The following is a 20,696-nucleotide window of genomic DNA, read 5'->3' as shown; positions in this document are numbered from 1 at the left end:
GAGGAGGTAGCTATGAGCATCATCGGGAAGTCCCCCGAAGAGCGCGCGGCTGCTTGTTGGCAACTGGATAAGTTGGATCGGGATCAGTCAGCACATGATCTGGGTCGCGAACTTCTGACAGGCTTACCGAACGACGCACTTAACATCGGCTACGAGGCCGTTGATCGCCATGTGGAACAAGGGCACGGGGATCAAGCTGCCTTGATTTGGCTGTCAAAGGATGGCGGGCGAGTATCGCTCAGCTATCGCGATCTATCCGAAATGTCTTCGCGGTTTTCTAACCTGCTTCAAAGTCACGGGCTGAAGAAAGGCGCGCGCGTATTCGTCGCGATGGGGCGACGACCAGAACTCTATGCTGCGGCGCTTGGCACATTGAAGGCCGGGATGGTGTTCACGCCGCTCTTTGCAGCATTTGGACCCGAGCCCTTGCGAACCCGGATGGAGATTGGCGACGCCAATGTGTTGGTGACGACCAAATCTCTCTACAAGCGTAAGATCGCTTCGTGGCGGGCCGAGATCCCGTCGCTTGAATTGGTTCTGATCGTCGGTGACGACGCGCCAGAAGGATGTGTCGCCCTTGGCCCTGAAATGCAGGCGGCCTTGACCGACTTCCAGGCGGTGCACACACAACCGGAAGACCCAGCGTTGATCCATTTCACCTCGGGCACAACTGGACGGCCTAAGGGGGCAGTTCATGTGCACGGCGCGGTGCTGTATCACGCGCTTTCAGGGCGGTATGCATTAGAGCTGAGGCCCAGCGTAACCTATTGGTGCACCGCAGACCCGGGGTGGGTGACGGGAACCAGCTATGGGATCATCTCGCCGCTGGTGAACCGGGTAACGATGATTGTCGACGAGGCCGAGTTCAACCTCGAACGTTGGTACGGCATCCTAGAACAGGAAAAGGTCGCGATTTGGTATTCCGCCCCGACCGCCATTCGCATGATGATGCGTGCGGGCGAGGAGGCAGCGGAACGGTTTGATTTCAACGCATTGGAGTTTCTGGCGAGCGTTGGCGAGCCCCTGAACCCCGAGGCGGTAGTTTGGTCGAACGAAGTGTTCGGGCGACCGTTTCACGACAACTGGTGGCAAACGGAAACCGGCGGCATCATGATCGCCAATACACAGGCGCATGACATCAAGCCGGGATCGATGGGAAAGCCATTGCCCGGGATCAGCGCGGGTATCGTCGAAAAGGACAATGGCGGTCTGCGCGAATTGGCTGACGGTGAAATCGGCGAGTTGGCGTTGAGGCCCGGCTGGCCCTCGATGATGCGGACCTATCTTCATGAACAGGAGCGTTACGACAAGTGTTTCAAAGACGGGTGGTACCTGTCAGGCGACCTCGCCATGCGGGATGCAGACGGGTATTTCTGGTTCGTAGGGCGCGCGGATGATTTGATTAAATCTTCAGGCCATCTGATCGGCCCGTTCGAAGTTGAAAGCGCCTTGATCGAGCATAAAGCCGTAGCCGAAGCCGCTGTGATCGGGGTTCCGGACGAGACGGCTGGCGAGATCGTCAAGGCTTATGCAACGCTTAATCCGGGGTATTCCCCAAGCGAAGATCTGGAACGCGATATCCGTGGGCTGGCCCGCAAACGGTTGGGGGCGGCAGTTGCCCCGCGCGAGATTGTGTTCCGCAAAACTCTGCCCAAGACCCGCTCGGGAAAGATCATGCGGCGCCTTTTGAAAGCGCGCGAGCTGGGATTGCCCGAGGGGGATATCTCGACATTGGAGACGGATGAGACATGACCGCGATCAAACCCAAATTGGACCACGACCACGTCCGCCAGCTGTTGCAGGACATGATCCGCATTCGGCGGTTCGAAGACAAATGCGCCGAGATGTACACGCAAGAAAAAATACGCGGTTTCTTACACTTATACGACGGAGAAGAAGCCATCGCGGCCGGGATCATTCCCTTGCTGTCGGACGTTGACCGCGTGGTTGCCACCTATCGCGAACATGGGCACGCGCTGATGCGCGGTGTCTCGATGTCGTCTGTGATGGCAGAAATGTACGGCAAGTCCGAGGGCTGCTCGGGCGGGCGCGGCGGGTCGATGCACCTGTTCGACGCCGAAACGAATTTCTACGGTGGCAACGCGATTGTTGGTGGTGGGCTTCCCTTGGCGGCTGGCTTGGCCTTGGCGGATCGGATGCGTGGGGACAGCAATGTGACGGCCTGTTTTTTCGGTGAAGGCGCGGTCGCCGAAGGAGAGTTTCATGAGACCCTCAACCTTGCCGCATTGTGGCAATTGCCGGTCTTGTTTGTCTGCGAAAACAATGGCTACGCGATGGGCACAGCGCTTGCGCGGTCGGAATCTGAGACTGACATAAGTCGGAAAGCTGGCGCATATGGTGTCGAAACCCGTGTCGTTGACGGCATGGATGTGGTGGCTGTCGAGGTCGCTGCGATGCAGGCACTCGAACACATTCGCGAGACGGGTGAACCGGTGTTCCTTGAGTGTAGAACCTATCGTTTTCGGCCACATTCAATGTTTGATGCCCAGCTGTATCGGGACAAGGAAGAAGTCGAGGAATGGCGTCAGAAGGGACCAATTTTAAGGTTCCAGACGTGGCTTTTGGAGAACGGGCTGATCCGGGACAAGGACATCACCGATATTGAAGTGCAAGTGGATGCCGAAATTGAAAAGGCGGTCGCTTTTGCAGAAGCCGGAACATGGGAGCCTGTAGCGTCCCTGACCAAGGATGTGATGGCCGCGTCGGTGCCTCCAGTCGACGCAGCTGAACCGTCGGGCGAAATGGTCGAGACAACATACCGTGAAGCCGTTCGCGCGGCGATTTCAGATGCGATGACGCGCGATCCAGATGTGTTCCTGATGGGGGAAGACGTTGGTGCCTATGGCGGCTGCTATGCGGTCTCGAAAGGGTTAATGGACGCGTTCGGGCCAGATCGCATTCGCGACACGCCTTTATCTGAATCCGGGTTCACCGGGGCGGGGATTGGGGCGTCCTGCGCAGGCATGCGGCCCATTGTTGAACTGATGACCGTGAATTTCAGTTTGCTGGCGCTGGATCAGATACTCAACACGGCGGCAACCTTGCGCCACATGTCGGGCGGGCAGTTTGGCGTGCCGGTTGTCATTCGGATGGCCACAGGCGCGGGCAAGCAACTTGCAGCCCAGCATTCTCACAGCCTTGAAGGGTGGTACGCCCATATTCCCGGCCTGAAAGTATTGGCACCTGCGACGTTAGAGGACGCACGCGGGATGCTTTGGACGGCGCTGCAAGATCCAGACCCGGTGCTGATTTTCGAGAACGTGATGTTGTACAATCGAACTGACAAGATCGACTCCAATGCCGGGCCGGTCGACATATCCAAGGCGGCAATTCGCAGGCCGGGGAAGGACCTGACGCTGATCACCTATGGTGGGTCCCTGTACAAAACGCTTGAGGCAGCCGAGGTGCTGGCGGGCGAGGGGATCGACGCTGAAGTGATCGATCTTCGGTCACTGCGCCCACTGGATGATGAAACCATCATCGGGTCCGTCGCCCGCACTCGGCGCGCTGTAGTCGTGGACGAGGGGTGGCGTTCTGGATCCTTGGCGGCCGAAATTTTGGCGCGGATCATGGAACAGGGATTCTGGACACTGGATGCTCCGGTCGGTCGGGTCTGTGCCGCGGAGGTTCCAATCCCGTATCCAAAACACTTGGAGGATGCCTCGATCCCGCAGGTTCCTGCAATTGTAGCAGCGGCGAAAGCCGCAATGGGGCAGGCGTAAGATGGGTATTTTCCGAATGCCATCTTTGGGTGCTGACATGGAAGCCGGCACATTGGTCGAGTGGCTGGTGAACCCCGGAGACGAGGTGCGCCGAGGAGATGTTGTGGCCGTTGTCGAAACGCAGAAAGGCGCGATCGAGATCGAAAGCTTTGAAGCGGGGAAAGTGTCTGAACTGATTGCGCAAATTGGCCAAACAGTTCCAGTCGGTGAACCTCTGGCCCGAATAGGAGAGGGGGAAGAGCCGGCCCAAGTTACGCCGGAACCTACCGTTGAGGCAACGAGCGAAGCGGTCAGCGCGGACGAGTGTTCACCTGTTGAAAGTCGCGCCCCTGCGCGGGTCACGGGTGGCGGCGCCAGTCCTGCTGCGCGTCGCGCGGCAGCTGAGGCAAATATTGACCTGTCTGACCTTCAGGGCAGCGGGCCGGGTGGTGCGATTGTTCTTGCTGATGTCGAAGCTGTGGCAAAGGCGCGGAAAGTGACACCAACGGCGAAGGACGAGTTGTCCGAGATGCGAAAGGCCGTCGCCGCCGCAATGGTCCGTTCAAAGCGGGAAATTCCTCACCTCTCGGTCACGCAAACCGTCGATACACAAGCTGTTTCCAAGTGGTTGGCAGCCCGAAACGCGAACCTTTCGCCATCCGACCGCGTGTTGCTTGGTGCGGTCATCGTCAAGGCTGCAGCGCTCGCCGCACGTAAGGTTCGCGCGTTGAATGGGCATTTTGCAGACGGCGCATTTGTCCCGTCTGAAGACGTCAATACAGGGGTCGCGATTGCCTTGCGCGGCGGTGGGCTTGTGGCCCCTGCGCTGTTTCGGGTTGACGAAATGCCGCTGGAAGAGGTCATGGCCGGAATGCGGGATCTTGTGACGCGGGCACGCGCTGGGCGGCTGCGTGGCTCTGAAATGACAGGTGGAACCCTGACGGTTTCAAGCCTTGGGGAAAGTGGGGCCGAGAAAATGATCGGCGTGATTTTCCCGCCGCAGGTGGCGCTGCTGACCGTTGGAGCACCGCAAGTCCGACCATGGGTTGTCGACGGAACGGTCGTTCCCCGCGAAGTGACCCGTTTCGTTCTTTCAGCGGATCACCGCGTCTGCGATGGGCGTCAGGCGTCAAAATTTCTGACTGTATTGGCTGACAAGCTTTCAAAACCGGAGGAGTTATGAACAAGGGTGAAATCAGAGAAGCATTCTTGAAATTGGTTAACAAGGTCGCGCCGGACATCGATCCCGCCGATGTGTCGGACGATGATCACCTTCAAGATGATCTGGAGCTGGATTCAATGGATATTCTGAATCTTGTGACAGCACTTCACGAGACATTGGGGGTGTCGGTTTCGGAAACGGATTATCAGAATATCGAAACCACGGGAGCGGCGGTACGGTTCCTCATGGAGAAACTCCAGCAGTCGGCTTAGTGCCTTGTCGAATGCTCCAAATTGGAACGGGCAAGTCAGGATGCCTGCGCCAAGGCCTTCAGAAGTGCGGCGAGCAATGAATGCGGAAGCGTCGGCCCACGGCCAATGCCAAGGTATTCGTCATTGTCCCGCAAGTCCGATTTCCTGAGTGAGCAGCTCCAGTGGCCGTTGGGAAGATGCGCGGCTCCTTTCATCGACATAGCCCATCCGGGACGGATGGCGGCTATCAATGCAAGTATCTGGTCGGTCGAATCCAAGTGCTTTGGCTCGATCCTCTGATCCCCTAACACTTCGAAAAGCTGTGCAATCACGCGCTCGACAAGGTCACCGTCTAAGGTAAGCGCTGCCTCAACCTCTTGGGCTAGTTTCACAAGATCAGTGTTCATGGCACGTCCTCCCTTTCGTCAAGTCTGGACCTAGGGCCGCCGGAAGGCATTGACCAAGATCAAGGCCTTTTCAGCGTATCTAACTAGAATAATCAGATGGATTTCTGGGAGGACGCCATGAAACCTTCAAATGCCGAAGAGGTCATTTTCTTCGAAGATCTGAACCGTCGCGATGTACCCATCGTGGGAGGCAAAAACGCTTCACTTGGAGAAATGGTGAGAGAGCTGAGAGCGATGGACATCCGTGTCCCACCGGGCTTTGCGACCACCGCGGGTGCCTATCAGCGATATGTTCAGAACAACGAATTGGGGCCGCTGATTTCCAGCACTCTCGGTGCCTATAACGACGGGAAAATCACGCTGCAAACGGCCGGGCAAGCAATCCGGTCAGCGATCACGGCGGGAAACTGGCCCAAGGCCTCAGAGGCCGCAATCCGCAAGGCCTATCGGGCCTTATCGGCCCGTTCGAAGAAGAAGGACGTCACCGTTGCGGTTCGTTCCAGCGCGACAGCTGAAGATCTTCCGGACGCGAGTTTCGCAGGTCAGCAGGAAACCTATCTGAATATCTCGGGGGAAGAGGACCTGCTGATTGCGTGCCGGAAATGCTATGCGTCCCTGTTTACTGACCGCGCGATCACCTACCGCGAGGCGATGGGGTTCGACCATATGCAGGTCTCTCTTTCGGTTGGCATCCAACAAATGGTGCGGTCGGATATCGGCGGGTCGGGCGTTATGTTTTCGATTGATACGGAAACAGGGTTTGACAAGGTTGTCTTGATCAATGCGGCTTGGGGTCTTGGGGAAAACGTGGTTCAGGGGGCGGTTACGCCTGATGAATACGAGGTCTATAAGCCCTTCCTTGACCGAAAGGGCACCTTCCCGATCATCGAAAAGCAGCTCGGCGCCAAAGAAATCAAGATGGTATATTCCGGTGCCGGTGACGTTGAACCCGTCCGCAATGTCCCGACGTCGAAGGCGGAACGCGCGCGCTTTGTATTGAGTGACGAGGAAATCCTTCAACTCGCTCGGCAGGCATCAACGATCGAGAAGCACTATGGCCAGCCGATGGATATCGAATGGGCGCGGGATGGCTTGGACGGAGACCTTTTCATCGTTCAGGCGCGCCCGGAAACCGTTCAATCGCGAAGCGGGGAGGGGCTGTTGAAACGGTACTCGATCGGGGACCACGGACCGACCATTGTCGAAGGTCTTTCAATCGGCGAACAGGTTGCCTCTGGACGGGTTTGCCTGATCGAAACAGCAGACGAGATCGAGAGTTTCGTGGATGGGTCCGTACTGGTCACGTCGACGACAGACCCGGATTGGGTACCCATCATGAAGCGCGCATCCGCCATCGTGACGGACCATGGTGGACGCACAAGTCACGCAGCCATCGTAAGCCGGGAACTTGGGGTGCCTGCCTTGGTCGGGTGCGGAAACGCGACCCACGTCTTGCATGATCAGCAGGAAGTCACCGTGAATTGCGCCGAGGGTGCTGAAGGCTATGTCCATGAAGGATTGGCCGAGATCACGGTGGAAGACCTTGATTTGTCCCATATTCCGGACACACGGACGAAGGTGATGTTGAACCTGGCCAACCCCTCGACCGCGGCGCGCTGGTGGCGCCTTCCGGCGGACGGAGTGGGGCTGGCGCGTATGGAATTTGTCATCGCAAACACGATCAAGGTGCACCCGGAAGCCTTGCTTCGCTTTGATACGCTGACGGACGAAAACGTTCGGGCGGAAATCGAAACGCTGACGGTAGGGTATCCCAACAAAGCCGACTATTTCGAGGACCAACTTGCGCTTGGATTGTCGCGGATCGCCGCAGTGGCCTATCCAAATCCAATGATCCTTCGGATGAGCGATTTTAAATCCAATGAATATGCGGATCTTCTGGGGGGCGCGCAGTTCGAGCCCAAAGAAGAAAATCCCATGATCGGTTGGCGCGGTGCGTCGCGGTATTACGACCCGGCTTATATTGAAGGCTTCAAACTGGAATGCCGTGCCATTCGTCGCCTGCGGGAAGTGATCGGTTTCGATAACGTGATGGTCATGATCCCATTCTGCCGAACACCTGAAGAGGCTGACCGCGTGATCGAGGTCATGAAGGAAGAAGGACTTGAGCGTGGCGTCAACGGGTTGGAAACTTACGTGATGTGCGAAGTCCCCTCTAACGTTATTCTGGCCGAGGAGTTCGCCAAGCGCTTTGACGCTTTCTCGATTGGTTCGAACGATCTGACACAGCTTACACTTGGGATCGACCGAGACAGCGACAAACTTGCATCGCTTTTCGACGAACGCCATGAAGCGGTCCAGTGGATGATCCGCACAGCGATTCAGAAGGCCCATGCCTCGGGTGCCAAGATCGGCCTTTGCGGTCAGGCGCCGTCGAACTATCCCGACTTCGCCCGCGTTCTGGTGGATGCCGAAATCGATTCAATCTCGGTGGTTCCGGACAGTTTTGTCCAAGTGAAAAAGCACGTCGCTGACGCGGAAACTGATACTGACAGCTAGAAACCATCTCGGGATCCAGACCAGAAGTTCACAACTGCGTTCTGTGACACCTCATGATGTGACGTGCTCTGATTCTCGCCATAGATGTGCAAAGGGCGTAGAATTTGTTCTATTCTGCCCGTTAGGAGAAGGTTTTAATTGCTTTTTCGGGCCGAATAGTAGTGAATCCAACATAAAGCAAAGCTGGTCGGCATATTTTTGACCGGTTTAAGATTTACGTTTTGTTTTGTGCAGTTGTTGAGGGATATTAGGAGTGTTCGTGAACGCAAATGAATTTGTTCAGTGATGAGAAGCAGCTTCATTTTATGACCCAATCCGCGCCGACCTTCATCCATATCGGGATACACAAGACCGGCTCGTCGACCTTGCAGAATAAGTTTCGCACGCATGCATCGATCTATTATGTCGAGCGCGCGGAAGTTCGTAATGCGTTTATCGGGCATTCACTGGACTTCAACGACAAGCCCTTCGAGTCCGAAACCGAGCGCGCTGTTGAACAGTCCAAAGCGCTGGTCATGTCGCATGAAAGGCTCTCGGGCTATCCGGCATCAGGCGGGTTTGACCGGGAACTGATCGCGGGTCGCCTTGCCCAATCCTTTCCCGACGCAAAGATCCTGATCATCTTCCGTGAACAGTCTCACTGGATCAAAAGCTTCTATCAGCAATACGTGGCAGATGGGGGGAGTTTGAAGCTGCGCGAGTTTCTGACCAACCCGCAGCCCCAGATCTATAAGCTTCCCGCGTTCGAGCTGGACTATCTGAACTATCATCAGCTTGTGACGCTGTATCACGACCATTTTGGCGCCGAGAATGTTCTGGCGCTTCCGTTTGAACTGATGGCGCAGGATTTCAATGCGTTTGCGGCGCGATTGAACACATTCTTCGGCTTTGATCTGGAGCTTGTGAACGAGCTGACAAACCAGTCGCGTCCGCTGTTGCCGCTTTTGCTCATGCGGCTTGTGAACGGCACGATTGGCAACACGCAGTTGTCCCCCGGTGGCTTCGTCCCGTTGGGCTATTTGAAACTGGCCACTAAATTTCTAGGTGCACTGCCCGGCGCGCGGTCTTTCGATGATCGAATTTCGACCCGGTATGAGCGGTTGATCAATGAGAAGATCGAAGGTCACTACGATGAAAGCAATCGTAAGCTGGCAAGTCTGGTTGGCATTGATTTGAAACCATTCGGGTATCGTTGCTGACGTCCTATTCGTCCCCCAAGCCATTCTTTTTACTGTGTTTGCGGGGTTATCCGTTATAGTGTTTTCATGTCAGTTAGCTGATTTCAGGATATGGTTTTTCATAGATTAAGGAGTTCACATGGGGCAGTCGGCACTTTCCATTCTTATCTGCTCTGCCGGTCGTCGCGTTGGGTTGATCGAGTCATTCTATGCAGCCGCTGAACGGCTGTCCTTGGATCTGACTGTTTTGGCTTGTGACCTTGATCCTGACCTCAGTGCGGCCTGTGCCGTGGCGGATCACGCTTTCAAGGTGCCGCGCTGCGAAGATCCCGCCTATATCGACACGATCAAGGATATCGTACGGAAGTATAATGTGGCTCTGGTGGTGCCAACCATCGACACAGAGCTTTTGCCGCTGGCACGTTCTGTGGACGAGTTCCGGGACCTTGGCGCAAGGGTTCATATCTCGGACCTTTCGGTGATCGAGATCGCGCGCAACAAAGCATTGACGTCCAAAGTCTTTGCCGAGGCCGGCGTGCCGGTGCCGCGCACTATGGATGAAGCGCAGCTTTGGGCGGATCCCACTGCACTGACATGGCCCGTATTTGCAAAGCCCAGCGGTGGCAGTGCCAGTCGCGGGCTGGCGGTCTATCAGGATGTTGGTGATGTGCCCGACAGGTTTGACGAGCCGATGATCTTTCAGGACACGCTTGAGGGGCCGGAATACACGATCAATATGTTTGTGGATCAGTCCGGCACCCTGAAATGTGTGGTGCCGCATATCCGGCTAAGCATCCGTGCCGGAGAGGTCGAAAAAGGCCGAACCGAGCGGCGCGAAGACCTGAAGGAAATCGCACAAGGGATTGCCAGAGCGCTTCCGGGGTTGCGGGGCGTGGCCTGTTTTCAGATCATTGACGACCCTCGGTTTGGTCCTCGCGTGATCGAGATCAACGCGCGTTTTGGCGGCGGCTATCCCCTTGCTGATCATGCAGGCGCGACTTTTGCACAATGGTTGCTCGAGGAACTTTGTGAGCTTCCATCCACAGCCAATGACGACTGGCGTGATGGTGTCCTGATGCTGCGCTATGACCGCGCCGTTTATCAGGGGTGACAGCCTGTGTTGGTGTTTGATCTGGACGACACGCTGTATCTTGAACGGGACTTCGCGTTCAGCGGATATGCCTGTGCTGGCGAATGGGTGCAGGAACAGTTCGGGCTGAAGGGGTTCGGGCAGCATTGCCGCAATCTGTTTGAAGAAGGCGAACGGCGACACATCTTCAACCGCGCCTGTGAAGCCGTGGGGCTTGAGGCGGATCAGGATATGATTGCGCGCCTGGTTGATGTCTATCGAAATCACCCTCCAACCATTCAACTGTGCGACGACGTTTTGCGTTTTTTTGCGCGCGTACAGGGGCCATTTGGGTTGATCACCGACGGCCCAGAGCGGATGCAGCGCAACAAGGTCTCGGCCTTGGGGCTGGAAGCGCATCTGGCCCATATTTGCCCGACGGGGGCGTGGCCACAGGGATACGGGAAACCACATCCACGAGCTTACGAGTTGATGGAGGATGCCGCGACGCCGGGCATGCAGATGGTTTATGTTGCCGACAATCCAGCGAAAGATTTTGTGACGCCCAAGGCGCGTGGCTGGATGACGGTTCAGATCGACCGACCGGGGCGGGTGCATGCACCTGAAGCCCCTGACGAACTGCATGCGGCTGACTGTGTGATTGAAAGCTTTGACGAACTGGACGCTGTACTAGCGGGTTAGCCCACGGTGGCGCGCGCGATTACTTGATCCCAATCCGCCAAAATCCGCTCCGGTGCCAAGCGGTCGCGATTGATTGTGGCCTGTTTGGACATATGAGCGCGCAACGCGCTGTCTTGCATCAATTGAATCACTGCGTTTGCTAAAGCGGGCGCGTCGTCAACTGGAACCAGCACTCCGTTCTCGCCTTCCAAAATGATCTCGCGCGGGCCAAAATCGCAGTCAGTCGATACGGCGGGAAGGCCCGAGACCGTCGCTTCGGCCAGCACATTGGGGAAGCCTTCGAACCGGGACGGCATGACCAAAAGATCAGCCTCAGACAGCCATGCGCCCGGAGAAGGGCTGGCACCGGGCAAGGCGACGTGATCCTCCAAGTTCAATTCAGAGCGTAGAGCCTCTAGGGCCTGGCGCTCTTGACCTTCGCCGTGAATGGTCAGCGAAACATCGGGCAAGGCGTCCACAATGGAGACCATGGCCTGCAGTAAAACATCGAAGCCCTTTTGCTTATCAAGCCGCCCAACAGCGACCAGTCGATTTCCGCTGGAATCAGGCTGCGCCGGGTGGTCTGGATCGGGCGCACAGAGGTTGGGGATCACCGTTGAAGAGGCCTGAACCGATGCGGGCAAATCCGCGCGTGCACGTTCGGTCTGCATGACAGCGCAGGCTGCGCGATGCACCAGAAGGTTCTGCGCGTGCCGCCAAATCGGGTGGGCGTTCTGCGCTCGTGGATTGTTACGTTCTGAAATTACGACAGGCGCGCCGGTGCCAATTGCGGCAGCAAGGCTGAGTACGTTCACCTTGGTCAAGAAGGACAGGACGACGTCCGGGCGCATGGTGCGAATGGTGCGGCGGATCATCTGAAAACGCGCCAATGGGTGGCTCTTCTGTGCGCCATCGGGCAGCAATAGCCGCACACTTTCGGGATACGGGAAGTAAGACCCGTCATCAGGCATGTCGAAGCCCATAACGGTCACTTCGTCTCCAAGCTGCGCGCGATGAGCTGCGATCATGGCCGCAACCTTTTCTGCCCCTCCCACTCCGAAACCGCCTTGGATCAACAGCACTTTCATGGATCAGTCCTTCACCGCGCTGTTGATGACACGGTCCCAGTCGCCAAGAATTCGATCGGGATCAAGATAGTCTTTATTCAAATTCGCGGCCTGCGCCATGCCTTGGCGCAGCTCTGCATTCTCGATCAAGCGGCGCAGGCTTTCGGTCAGTTCCTCAACATTTCCGGTCTGCACAAGCAAGCCGTTGACCTCGTGCTGGATCATTTCGCGTGGGCCAAATTCACAATCGAACGAAACGATGGGAACGCCCGACAACGTGGCTTCGGCCACCACATTGCAAAACCCTTCATAGCGCGAGGTGACCACGACAATGTCCCCTTCGCCCAACCATGCGCCATGCTTTTGGGTCGTGCCGGGCATCGAAACGACGCCATCCAGTTCCAATTCAGATCGCAATCGTTCCAAAGAAGGGCGTTCGGGACCTTCACCAAAGATCGTCAGATTGATGTCGGGATGTGTCTCGCGCAATTTGGCCAAGGACTGCATAAGCAGGTCGAACCCTTTTTGCCAATCCAAGCGCCCGACAGCCACAAGGTCGGTGGCGCGGGACTTTTTCTGGTTCCGACTGCCGTTCATTGGCGTGCACGGGTTGGGGATCACATGGGCGCGACGGTGCAACTTGCTTGGAAGCTGGTCGCGGCCACGCTCGGTCAATGTGACAATAGCGCTGGCCCGCGGCCCCAGAAGCATTGCGGCTTTCTTCCAGACCGGGTGATTGTTCTGAACGCCAGGATTGTTGCGTTCGGAAATCACAATCGGAACACGACGCCCCATGCCGGCAACAAGGGTCAGGACGTTGATTTTGGTTAGAAAAGATACGACCACATCAGGCTTGCGATCACGGATCAATCGGCGCACTTGGCGCAACCTGCGCATTTGGTTTGCCGGAGCGCTCATATCCACATCGGGTTCTAACACCGTCAATCTGACGTCCGGGGAGTAGTTGTAATAGGTGCCGTCCTTTGGCGCGCGCATGGCGGCGACCTCGACTTCATCACCTTGGGCAACCCGGTGGTTGGCAATCATCGCGATGACTTTTTCGGCGCCACCGGTCCCAAACCCACCCTGAATGAATAGTACGCGCAAAAAACCTATCCCACGATCTTGTTGATAAGGGTTTCCGTGTCGGGTTTTTCAGAGGTTCCGGTTCCATCAAGTGACCGGCCAGCTAGATTGTCCCTTTCGCTGGGCGTGTTCAACTCGGCCTCGATCAGTGGGCGATGAAGATCTTTCGACTGCATGAAAATTCGCCCGATATATTCGCCCATTATGCCCAAGAACATGGCGTTGAGCGTCATCGAGAGCAACAGCAATACGGTGGTCGTTGCGAAACCTGCGGGCCAATCCTGCCCGAAGACCAGCTTGGCGAGGATGTAGAACATCATCAACAGAAACGTGCCCAGTCCGACAATCAGGCTGATATAGGACGCCAGTCTAAGAGGCAGAAGCGAATGGTTGATCATGCCATCAATGGCCAGTGACAGCATTGCGCGGAATGGGAATTTCGACTCGCCCTCAAGCCGGGCCTGCCGATCGTATTCAAAGCCAACTTGGCTGAACCCCATGCCGCTGATCAATCCGCGCACATAAGGCGATCGGTCATCTACACGTTTCAGCTCGTCCAAAATTCGCCGGTCGGTCAGACGAAACTCGCCCGCATTTCGGGGTAGGTCGTCATCGCTAATCCGATCGATCAGCATGTAGTAAAACCGGCGCGCAAAGGCGGTGATGCGTCCATCCGGAAGGCTGCGGCGCACGCCATAGACCACCTGATTGCCCTGTTTCCACAGGTCCAACATTTTCGGGATCAGCTCAGGTGGATCCTGCAGGTCGCAGTCAAGTTGAATGGAGCATGCTCCACGCGCAGCACGATAGGCGGTCAGCACGGACGCCTGATAACCCACGTTCTTGGAAAACCGGATCACGCGCACGTTCGGATCGTTCTGAGCAATCTCGGACAGGATCAAGAAGGTATCGTCGTCCGAGTGATTGTCAGTGAAAATGATCTCTGGCTCGTAGCCGTCCAATTCCTCAAACACCGCCAGTACGCGGTCATAGGCGCGGCGCACATTTGCCTCTTCATTCAGGGCGGGGATAAGGATCGAAACAAGCGTGGTCATGCTGATCTCCTGTTCGTGGGGTGAGGCAGGTGTTCCCGTGCGGACTTAGCCAAACTGGCAATCCCGGCGTCCAATGTGATGTTGGGGGACCAGTTCAGCTGTTCTTGCTGCGAAGTGGGGTCAATCCTGAGCTCAACACTGTCATCATCCTGTTGGTCTTTGAATTGTGCAAGCCCGCTCGAGGCGCCCATGGCCTTGATGACGGCAAGTGTAACCTCGCGCATCGTCGGAGCGTTCCCAGTCCCGATGTTCACCACTTGTGGCACGGCATCCGACATTTCGGCCATGCGTAGAAAGGCCGAAACCACGTCACTGACATGGATAAGGTCACGTCGATCCTTGGGACGCGAAACGGTGATGGGGTCCTGTGTCAAGCAGGATTGGATCAACGACGGCAAAAGAAAGTCCTGCGATTGCGCCGGGCCATACGTCAGCGCCAGCCGCGCGGTCGATACTGGGAAAGGCAGGCGGTTTCGGCTGCCGTTCAGAAACTGCGTTCCCGCCAACATGGACAGGCCATAGGTATTAACCGGTTGTTCCTTGTCGCTCTCGCGATAGGGGGCCGCGATGGGGCCGTATTCAGCAATGGTTCCGGCCCGGACAAAGGTTTTTGGGGCCAAGGTTATACGGGCGCAGGCGGACAAAAGTGCCACCAGAGGCGTCAGGTTTTCGTCCAACCCAAGTTGCAGGTCCGACAGATCTGGCTGAGGGGTGAAACGGGTTCTGGCCCCAAGGTGAAACACGATCTCGGGCCGGGCCTGCGCCACACACGCGTCCAGCCGATCCTGATCGGAAAACGCTACGCGCTGAATGCTAAGTTGCGGCGCGATGTCGGACACTCGATCAAGCTGCGAGCTTGGGCGTACTAGCAGCGTCACTTCATCCCCGCGCGCAAGACATTTGCGTGCCAGATGCGAGCCGATAAAACCCGTGCCGCCAGTGATCAGAACCCGTGCCATCCTGCTACCTATGGCACAAGGCGCGGCATCGGCAGGGGTACAATGAACTTGCCGCCGCTTGCTTCGAAATCGGACATCTGTTCGCGGATCTCGTCAAAGAAGTTCCATGCCAAGACGAGCAGATAGTCAGGCTTGCGTTCGGTTACCGCATCAGGCGACAGGATCGGAAGCCGCGTGCCGGGAGTATAAAGCCCCTGTTTCAGCGGGTTCTTGTCGACCACGAAATCAAGCGTATCTGCGCCGATGCCAAAATAGTTCAACAATGTGTTGCCCTTTGCAGGTGCGCCATAGGCGGCAACGGTTTTACCCTCGGCCTTGATGTCGGCCAGCATGACCTTCAACTGGCGTCCCAACTCGTCCACGCGTTCGGCAAAGGCTTCATAGGTCGCGCGTTCGGTTAGCCCGGCAGCGTTCTCCTCTGCCAGCATTTCCGCCACGATGGGTGCGGGCTCTTGTCCAAGGCTGGCGCGCTTCATGAAGACCCGCATGGATCCGCCATGCACCGGCAGTTTGGTAACATCGACCACATCCATGCCACGTGATTGGCCAAGCCGGACAATCGACAAGAGGCTCAGCTCGGACATGTGCTCGTGATAGACGTTGTCGAACTGGTTGGTCTCGACGATCTTTTTGCCCCACGGCACCTCGATCACGAAGACGCCGTCATCGTCCAACAGAACCCGAACGGCATCCATGAACCCGTGCAGATCATCAATGTGATTGAACGTGTTTGTGGTGGTGATGACCTTTGCAGGTCCCTTGTCTTTTAGAACGGCAGCGGCAGTTTCGGGATTGAAATACCCGGTCAGCACATCAACGCCACGCTCTTTCGCCAGCGGGGCCAAGTTGGCGGCCGGGTCGATGCCCAGTACTGTCGCGCCCGCTTTCACCGCATGGCCCAGCATCAGGCCGTCGTTACACCCAACGTCCACGATCAGTCCGCCATCCGCATTCTCGCAGGCCACGGACGCCAGTCCGGCGAAGTGTTCGTGCATAGTGGCTGCGCCGGACGGGACATACAGATAGTCCTCGAAGAACGCGTCGGGAACCTGATCGGCTACCTGAATAAGTCCGCAATCCAGACAGGCTTGGGTGTTCAGCTCGAACGCCGGTTGGCGCTGTTCAGGATCTGCCGTCTTGGCAAACATATTTGCTGGCGGATGCGCCCCCATCGGCAGGAAAAGAAACAGGTTCTTGGACCCACACGTACGGCACTGAGACAGGGTCGAAGCGGGTTTGGATTGCACATTCATGAGAGCGTTCCCTTTTGGATAATTTTAGGTCGAGCGGCCCAACTTTTGGCCAGCTTCTGAGGGTATTTTTCAAACAAGATGAAGGAAATATGGGCAGCTGCGATGGATAGAATGAAAGTGATCACGCCGAACACGAACACGCTGGCCCATGCATTGTCCGAGAATAGTCCAAGCTTTTGAAAAGCGACCCGCATGGGCATGTAGATATAGGGATGCACCAGATACAGGCTGTAGCTGATTGTCCCCAGATACTGCGCCCAACGGGCCGACAGAAGCCGTGCAGTCACGCTGTCTTTTTCGACGGCGAACAGAAAGTACAGGAAGGTCAATGCCATGCAGATCAGAGTGATCGGCTCGCCAAGTTCACCCGCGCGGAAATCGAAATGTGCGCGAGATGACGCATAGGCCAAAGCCAGCGCAGCGGTGATTTCCATCAGAGGGCGTGCAGGGATTTTCTGAATGAACTTTCTGCCATGCAGGATGAAAACCAGGATACCCGCTACGAAATAGATGGATTTCGGAAACAGCACCAAGAACGCGACCGAGGCAAGTGCCATGATCAACTGAAGCCCCCGCAGCTTTTGTGTGATCGCATACGCCCCTAGGCCAGCAAGGCAATAGAACATCATCTCATAGGTCAGGCTCCACGCGTTGGGCGTCAGCTGTTCGGTCCCCGCCAGAAGGTTCGTGAAACTTAGCGCATAGAGGATCGTAGGTAGATCATTCAGGCTGGGTTGCAGGTTCGTGACCGCATTCCCAGCGATGAAAATCAGTGAGAAGACCAAAAATAGAGGATAGATCCGCAAGATCCGGCGCCATGCGAAATCCCGGGGTTCATAGCGGAAGGCGCTGGGCAGGATCACAAATCCTGAGATTGCAAAGAACAGATAGACAAAGAAGGTGCCGAAGTTCCAAAGCGGCTCGGACACGGCGATATACGCCGCGTTATCCGCATAGATATGTTCACCCGTGCCGCCCACGATATGGGCAAACAACACCATTGCGGCGGCCACGCCCCTCAGCCCGTGAATGCCGGTGTTCTGGCCGCCTTCATAAGGCAGCCAGCTCGGCAATTGGTGAGGGGCGCGGAGTTTGCTCATTGCGCGGCGACTCCCTGATACTGACGGGCGAAATCGGTGAAGATCTCATGCATGTAGTCCATATGCGCTTGTGTCAGACCATGATGGACCGCCAGAAGAACCCCGCCCTTCATCACCTCATCCGACACCGGATAGCCCGCCGGGTCGGTTTTACAGGTGACGTTCTTCATGGCGGGCTGACGCAGGATGTTGCCGGTAAAGACCGGACGGGTCTGGATGTCAGCCTTCTCTAGATAGATTTGCATGTCGCGCCGTGTGAAGGGCGCACCTTCGCGCAGGGTCACCGGGAAAGACAGCCAGCCTGTGCGGCTGTTGGGTAGCTGGTTGGGCAGAATGAACCAATCCTCGTAGGTTTTGAAGAAGGCCATATGCGCGTCGAAGTTCTTTTCGCGCTCGCTGATGTTGTGGTTCAGCTTGTCCAGTTGGACCAGTCCGAAGGCCGCACTGATCTCGGACGGTTCCAGGTTATATCCCAGATCTTCGAACAGGAACTTGGCGTCATAATCGATCCCGTCGACCTGCACGTTAAAGCGGTTCTCGATGGTCTCAGATTCGACAAACAAGGACGAGCTGCGGCCCCATGACCGCAGAAGCAGCGCGCGGCGGCCCAGTTCCTCGTCATTCACGCACAGCATGCCGCCATTGCCCGCGCCGTTGATCACATGCGAGCCATAGAAGCTGGTGGTCGAGACATCCGAATACTTGCCGGTGCTGTTCGACCCAATTGTTGCACCCAGCGTGTCGGCGCTGTCTTCAATGACTTTCAACCCGTGGGCATCGGCCAGTTCGCGAATGCGTACCCAGTCCGGCAGGTTACCGATCAGCGACGGGATCATCACCGCCGAGGTGTTGGGCGTGATCATCCGCTCGATCGCATCCACGTCGATGTTATAGGTGCCGGGGGCCACGTCTACGAAAGCAGGGATCAAACCCTGACGTACCAACGGAGCAACCGTCGTGGCGAAAGTCAGGGCAGGGGTGATCACTTCGCTGCCTTTTGGCAGGTCCAGGATTTCGACCGCCAGATAATTGGCCGAAGATCCCGAATTCACCATGATCCCGTGGTTCTTGGCAAACAAAGCAGCGACGCGTTCCTGCATCTTGCGTACACGCGGTCCCATCTGGGTCGACGTCTTCAGTACCTCGACAACGGCGTCGATCTCTTCCTGTCCATGAACGGTTTGGCCGTAATTCACTCGCATTGTAATCTCCTTCTCCGGCGCTATTGGGCGGCCAGCGATGTTGTGTTCTGTGTTGTCCCAGACATCAGCGCGCCGTATTGCGCGATCTGTGCCAAGGTGAAATCTTTCATGTTCTCATGCGCTTGATGGGCGCGATACCAGTCAACTGTCATGCGCACGGCCCCGGAAAGTTCCAGCTGCGGGCGCCAGCCCAATTGGGTCTGAGCCTTGGTGCTGTCCAGTCGCAGGATCCCGGCTTCGTGCATGTTGGGATCGGCTTCCCCGAATTCGAACTTTGGTCCTTCTGCGCCCCAGCTGTCCTGCATCAGTGCCGCCAATTCGCGCACATTCACCGTGCCCGAGACATCGGGCCCGAAGTTCCACGGACCGGCAAAACCCGCCCCATCAGACAAAAGGCGCGCGGCCAAAGCCAGATAGCCCGAAAGCGGTTCCAGCACATGTTGCCACGGGCGGATGCTGGACGGGTTGCGGATCTGTACGGGCTGACCCGCGACGGTGGCGCGCACGATGTCGGGGACCAGGCGATCGTCGCCCCAGTCGCCGCCACCAAACACGTTGCCTGCGCGAACTGTTGCCAGTTGCGGTCCGTCCTCAGCGTTGAAGAACGAGCGCTGATAGGCCTGCGCGACCAGTTCGGTCGCACCCTTCGAGGCGCTGTAAGGATCCGAGCCGCCCATAGGGTCATTTTCGCGATAGCCCCAACCCCATTCGTTGTTTTCATAGCATTTGTCGCTGGTCACAACGACCACAGCCTTCAAAGACGGCATGTCACGCGCCAGATCAAGCACATGGGCTGTGCCTGACACGTTGGTGGCAAAGGTTGCGGCGGGTTCAGCATAAGATCGACGCACGAAGGGTTGCGCAGCCATGTGGATCACCAGATCGGCATCGATGTCACCAGCCTGTTCCAGCAAGGTGTCCCGATCCCGAATGTCGATCAGGCGACTGTCCATGTCGCCTTCCAGACCTGTCGTCTCAAACAGGTTCGGACCCGGTTCCGGCGCAAGGGCAATGCCCGTTACGCGCGCACCAAGTTGCATCAGCCAATGGCAGATCCATCCGCCCTTGAAACCGGTGTGCCCGGTGACAAGAACGTGGCGGCCTTTGAAAGCGCCGCCAAAATCAGAAGGGACAGCGCCGGACATCTTGGACCTCAAATCGCAAGGGCCGTAATGTCAGACGGCAATTCTTCGTTGAACCGCATCCAGGGGGGCGTTTCCTCTTCACACAGCTCGTTCAGAGTGTTGCGATCACGGATCGTATCCATCGGATGCCAGAACCCGTCATGCTTATAGGCCATCAACTCGCAATCCTGCGCCATCTGGGTCAGGGGCGATTGCTCCAGCGGTTCCATGTCATCGACGAAATAGTCCATGACCTCGGGTTCGAATACGAAGTAACCGCCGTTGATCCATGTGTTGCGGCGACGCACTTTCTCGGTGAAGGCCTCGACGCGGTCCCCTGCCAGTTCGATGTTGCCGAAACGGGCAGGCGGCTGCACCGCGGTCACGGTCGCCAGTTTCCCGTGGGATTTGTGGAACTCGATCAGCGCGTTGATGTCGATGTTCCCCACCCCGTCCGAATAGGTGACCATGAAGGGACCGGGCTTGAGCCATTCCTTCAAGCGGCGAATACGCCCGCTGGTCATGGTCTTGGGGCCAGTATCCACGACGGACACATTCCACCCGCCGGGTTGGGCCGGGGTCAGGTCCATCTTGCCGCTGTCCACGGCTACCGTGATGTTGTTGGCAATCAGGTGGTAGTTGGCAAAATATTGCTTCAGTGACAGCGACTTATAGCCCGCTGCTACGATGAAGTCCTTATGCCCGAAATGGCTGTAGATATCCATCACGCGGGTGATGATCGGACGACCGCCGACCTCGACCATCGGCTTTGGAATGGCAACGGTTTCTTCAGCCAGACGCGACCCAAGGCCGCCGGCTAGCAAGATTGTTTGCATGGTGTGTTACCCCCTTCGAAAGATGTT

18 protein-coding genes are annotated in these 20,696 nt (G+C 56.9%); 8 read left to right on the top strand and 10 right to left on the bottom strand.

What is annotated here, in order from left to right:
* Positions 1 to 12 precede the first annotated feature (12 nt).
* From acsA to ACP15F_RS09305, 4 genes are read left to right on the top strand one after another with little or no spacing between them, the layout of a single operon-like run.
* Positions 13 to 1,752, top strand: coding sequence for an acetate--CoA ligase (gene acsA, locus ACP15F_RS09320; protein WP_424940529.1), 1,740 nt, complete (start codon positions 13 to 15; stop codon positions 1,750 to 1,752).
* Positions 1,749 to 3,743 carry a pyruvate dehydrogenase (acetyl-transferring) E1 component subunit alpha gene (pdhA, locus tag ACP15F_RS09315; RefSeq protein WP_424940528.1) on the top strand — a complete coding sequence of 665 codons (1,995 nt, stop codon included), beginning with the start codon at positions 1,749 to 1,751 and terminating at the stop codon, positions 3,741 to 3,743. Before acsA ends, pdhA begins: the two co-directional genes overlap by 4 nt.
* Position 3,744: 1 nt before the next feature.
* Positions 3,745 to 4,905: a dihydrolipoamide acetyltransferase family protein gene (locus ACP15F_RS09310; RefSeq protein WP_424940527.1), complete on the top strand. Its 1,161-nt coding sequence runs from the start codon at positions 3,745 to 3,747 to the stop codon at positions 4,903 to 4,905.
* The gene (locus ACP15F_RS09305; RefSeq protein WP_424940526.1) at positions 4,902 to 5,156 is read left to right on the top strand and encodes an acyl carrier protein; all 255 of its coding nucleotides are present in this window, start codon (positions 4,902 to 4,904) and stop codon (positions 5,154 to 5,156) included. Before ACP15F_RS09310 ends, ACP15F_RS09305 begins: the two co-directional genes overlap by 4 nt.
* A 35-nt stretch (positions 5,157 to 5,191) precedes the next feature.
* Here ACP15F_RS09305 and ACP15F_RS09300 read toward each other — a convergent pair whose 3' ends face one another.
* Positions 5,192 to 5,542: a hypothetical protein gene (locus ACP15F_RS09300; protein WP_424940525.1), complete on the bottom strand. Its 351-nt coding sequence runs from the start codon at positions 5,540 to 5,542 to the stop codon at positions 5,192 to 5,194.
* Positions 5,543 to 5,659: 117 nt separating this feature from the next.
* On the opposite strand from ACP15F_RS09300, the gene ppsA reads away from it, so the two are divergent.
* From ppsA to ACP15F_RS09280, 4 genes are all read left to right on the top strand, one after another.
* Entirely contained in the window at positions 5,660 to 8,059 is a 2,400-nt protein-coding gene (gene ppsA / locus ACP15F_RS09295) for a phosphoenolpyruvate synthase (RefSeq protein WP_424940524.1), read from the top strand.
* A 305-nt stretch (positions 8,060 to 8,364) separates the two neighbouring features.
* A complete protein-coding gene (locus ACP15F_RS09290) occupies positions 8,365 to 9,258 on the top strand; it encodes a hypothetical protein (RefSeq protein ID WP_424940523.1) in 894 nt (297 codons plus the stop codon).
* A gap of 118 nt (positions 9,259 to 9,376) precedes the next feature.
* Positions 9,377 to 10,348 (top strand): ATP-grasp domain-containing protein, encoded by a 972-nt coding sequence (locus tag ACP15F_RS09285; RefSeq protein ID WP_424940522.1) that lies wholly within the window; start codon positions 9,377 to 9,379, stop codon positions 10,346 to 10,348.
* 6 nt (positions 10,349 to 10,354) lie between these two features.
* Complete coding sequence (locus tag ACP15F_RS09280; protein WP_424940521.1) at positions 10,355 to 11,008, top strand: HAD family hydrolase; 654 nt, start codon at positions 10,355 to 10,357, stop codon at positions 11,006 to 11,008.
* Here the strand turns inward: ACP15F_RS09280 and ACP15F_RS09275 are convergent.
* Genes ACP15F_RS09275 through rfbF form a run of 9 tightly spaced genes read right to left on the bottom strand, consistent with a single transcriptional unit; the run spans position 11,005 to position 20,669 of the window.
* Positions 11,005 to 12,075 (bottom strand): glycosyltransferase family 4 protein, encoded by a 1,071-nt coding sequence (locus ACP15F_RS09275; protein ID WP_424940520.1) that lies wholly within the window; start codon positions 12,073 to 12,075, stop codon positions 11,005 to 11,007. The genes ACP15F_RS09280 and ACP15F_RS09275 overlap by 4 nt on opposite strands.
* A gap of 3 nt (positions 12,076 to 12,078) precedes the next feature.
* Positions 12,079 to 13,161 carry a glycosyltransferase family 4 protein gene (locus ACP15F_RS09270; protein WP_424940519.1) on the bottom strand — a complete coding sequence of 361 codons (1,083 nt, stop codon included), beginning with the start codon at positions 13,159 to 13,161 and terminating at the stop codon, positions 12,079 to 12,081.
* Between the two features lie 5 nt (positions 13,162 to 13,166).
* Positions 13,167 to 14,195, bottom strand: a complete 1,029-nt coding sequence (locus tag ACP15F_RS09265) for a glycosyltransferase family 2 protein (protein WP_424940518.1) — start codon at positions 14,193 to 14,195, stop codon at positions 13,167 to 13,169.
* Entirely contained in the window at positions 14,192 to 15,154 is a 963-nt protein-coding gene (locus ACP15F_RS09260; protein WP_424940517.1) for an NAD-dependent epimerase/dehydratase family protein, read from the bottom strand. Before ACP15F_RS09260 ends, ACP15F_RS09265 begins: the two co-directional genes overlap by 4 nt.
* Positions 15,155 to 15,162: 8 nt before the next feature.
* Entirely contained in the window at positions 15,163 to 16,407 is a 1,245-nt protein-coding gene (locus ACP15F_RS09255) for a class I SAM-dependent methyltransferase (protein ID WP_424940516.1), read from the bottom strand.
* The gene (locus tag ACP15F_RS09250) at positions 16,404 to 17,507 is read right to left on the bottom strand and encodes an acyltransferase family protein (RefSeq protein WP_424940515.1); all 1,104 of its coding nucleotides are present in this window, start codon (positions 17,505 to 17,507) and stop codon (positions 16,404 to 16,406) included. The genes ACP15F_RS09255 and ACP15F_RS09250 overlap by 4 nt, the downstream gene beginning before the upstream one ends.
* Positions 17,504 to 18,709: a DegT/DnrJ/EryC1/StrS family aminotransferase gene (locus ACP15F_RS09245; RefSeq protein ID WP_424940514.1), complete on the bottom strand. Its 1,206-nt coding sequence runs from the start codon at positions 18,707 to 18,709 to the stop codon at positions 17,504 to 17,506. Before ACP15F_RS09245 ends, ACP15F_RS09250 begins: the two co-directional genes overlap by 4 nt.
* Positions 18,710 to 18,729: 20 nt before the next feature.
* A complete protein-coding gene (gene rfbG, locus ACP15F_RS09240; protein ID WP_424940513.1) occupies positions 18,730 to 19,854 on the bottom strand; it encodes a CDP-glucose 4,6-dehydratase in 1,125 nt (374 codons plus the stop codon).
* Between the two features lie 8 nt (positions 19,855 to 19,862).
* Positions 19,863 to 20,669, bottom strand: coding sequence for a glucose-1-phosphate cytidylyltransferase (gene rfbF, locus ACP15F_RS09235; protein ID WP_424940512.1), 807 nt, complete (start codon positions 20,667 to 20,669; stop codon positions 19,863 to 19,865).
* Positions 20,670 to 20,696: the final 27 nt, after the last annotated feature.

It is taken from the genome of Aliiroseovarius sp. S253 (assembly GCF_049800855.1).
In the GTDB taxonomy this organism is placed as follows: Bacteria; Pseudomonadota; Alphaproteobacteria; order Rhodobacterales; family Rhodobacteraceae; genus Aliiroseovarius.
The sequence above is the reverse complement of the archived record's forward strand: the minus strand, read 5'-3'. Positions and strand labels throughout refer to the sequence as shown.

Coding starts and splice junctions, on each gene's coding strand:
- ACP15F_RS09255 (WP_424940516.1), bottom strand. CDS start 16,407: ATGAATGTGCAATCCAAACCCGCTTCGACCCTGTCTCAGTGCCGTACG.
- ACP15F_RS09305 (WP_424940526.1), top strand. CDS start 4,902: ATGAACAAGGGTGAAATCAGAGAAGCATTCTTGAAATTGGTTAACAAG.
- ACP15F_RS09250 (WP_424940515.1), bottom strand. CDS start 17,507: ATGAGCAAACTCCGCGCCCCTCACCAATTGCCGAGCTGGCTGCCTTAT.
- rfbG (WP_424940513.1), bottom strand. CDS start 19,854: ATGTCCGGCGCTGTCCCTTCTGATTTTGGCGGCGCTTTCAAAGGCCGC.
- ACP15F_RS09265 (WP_424940518.1), bottom strand. CDS start 14,195: ATGACCACGCTTGTTTCGATCCTTATCCCCGCCCTGAATGAAGAGGCA.
- ACP15F_RS09285 (WP_424940522.1), top strand. CDS start 9,377: ATGGGGCAGTCGGCACTTTCCATTCTTATCTGCTCTGCCGGTCGTCGC.
- ACP15F_RS09290 (WP_424940523.1), top strand. CDS start 8,365: ATGACCCAATCCGCGCCGACCTTCATCCATATCGGGATACACAAGACC.
- ACP15F_RS09300 (WP_424940525.1), bottom strand. CDS start 5,542: ATGAACACTGATCTTGTGAAACTAGCCCAAGAGGTTGAGGCAGCGCTT.
- ACP15F_RS09310 (WP_424940527.1), top strand. CDS start 3,745: ATGGGTATTTTCCGAATGCCATCTTTGGGTGCTGACATGGAAGCCGGC.
- rfbF (WP_424940512.1), bottom strand. CDS start 20,669: ATGCAAACAATCTTGCTAGCCGGCGGCCTTGGGTCGCGTCTGGCTGAA.
- ACP15F_RS09275 (WP_424940520.1), bottom strand. CDS start 12,075: ATGAAAGTGCTGTTGATCCAAGGCGGTTTCGGAGTGGGAGGGGCAGAA.
- pdhA (WP_424940528.1), top strand. CDS start 1,749: ATGACCGCGATCAAACCCAAATTGGACCACGACCACGTCCGCCAGCTG.
- ACP15F_RS09260 (WP_424940517.1), bottom strand. CDS start 15,154: ATGGCACGGGTTCTGATCACTGGCGGCACGGGTTTTATCGGCTCGCAT.
- ppsA (WP_424940524.1), top strand. CDS start 5,660: ATGAAACCTTCAAATGCCGAAGAGGTCATTTTCTTCGAAGATCTGAAC.
- acsA (WP_424940529.1), top strand. CDS start 13: ATGAGCATCATCGGGAAGTCCCCCGAAGAGCGCGCGGCTGCTTGTTGG.
- ACP15F_RS09245 (WP_424940514.1), bottom strand. CDS start 18,709: ATGCGAGTGAATTACGGCCAAACCGTTCATGGACAGGAAGAGATCGAC.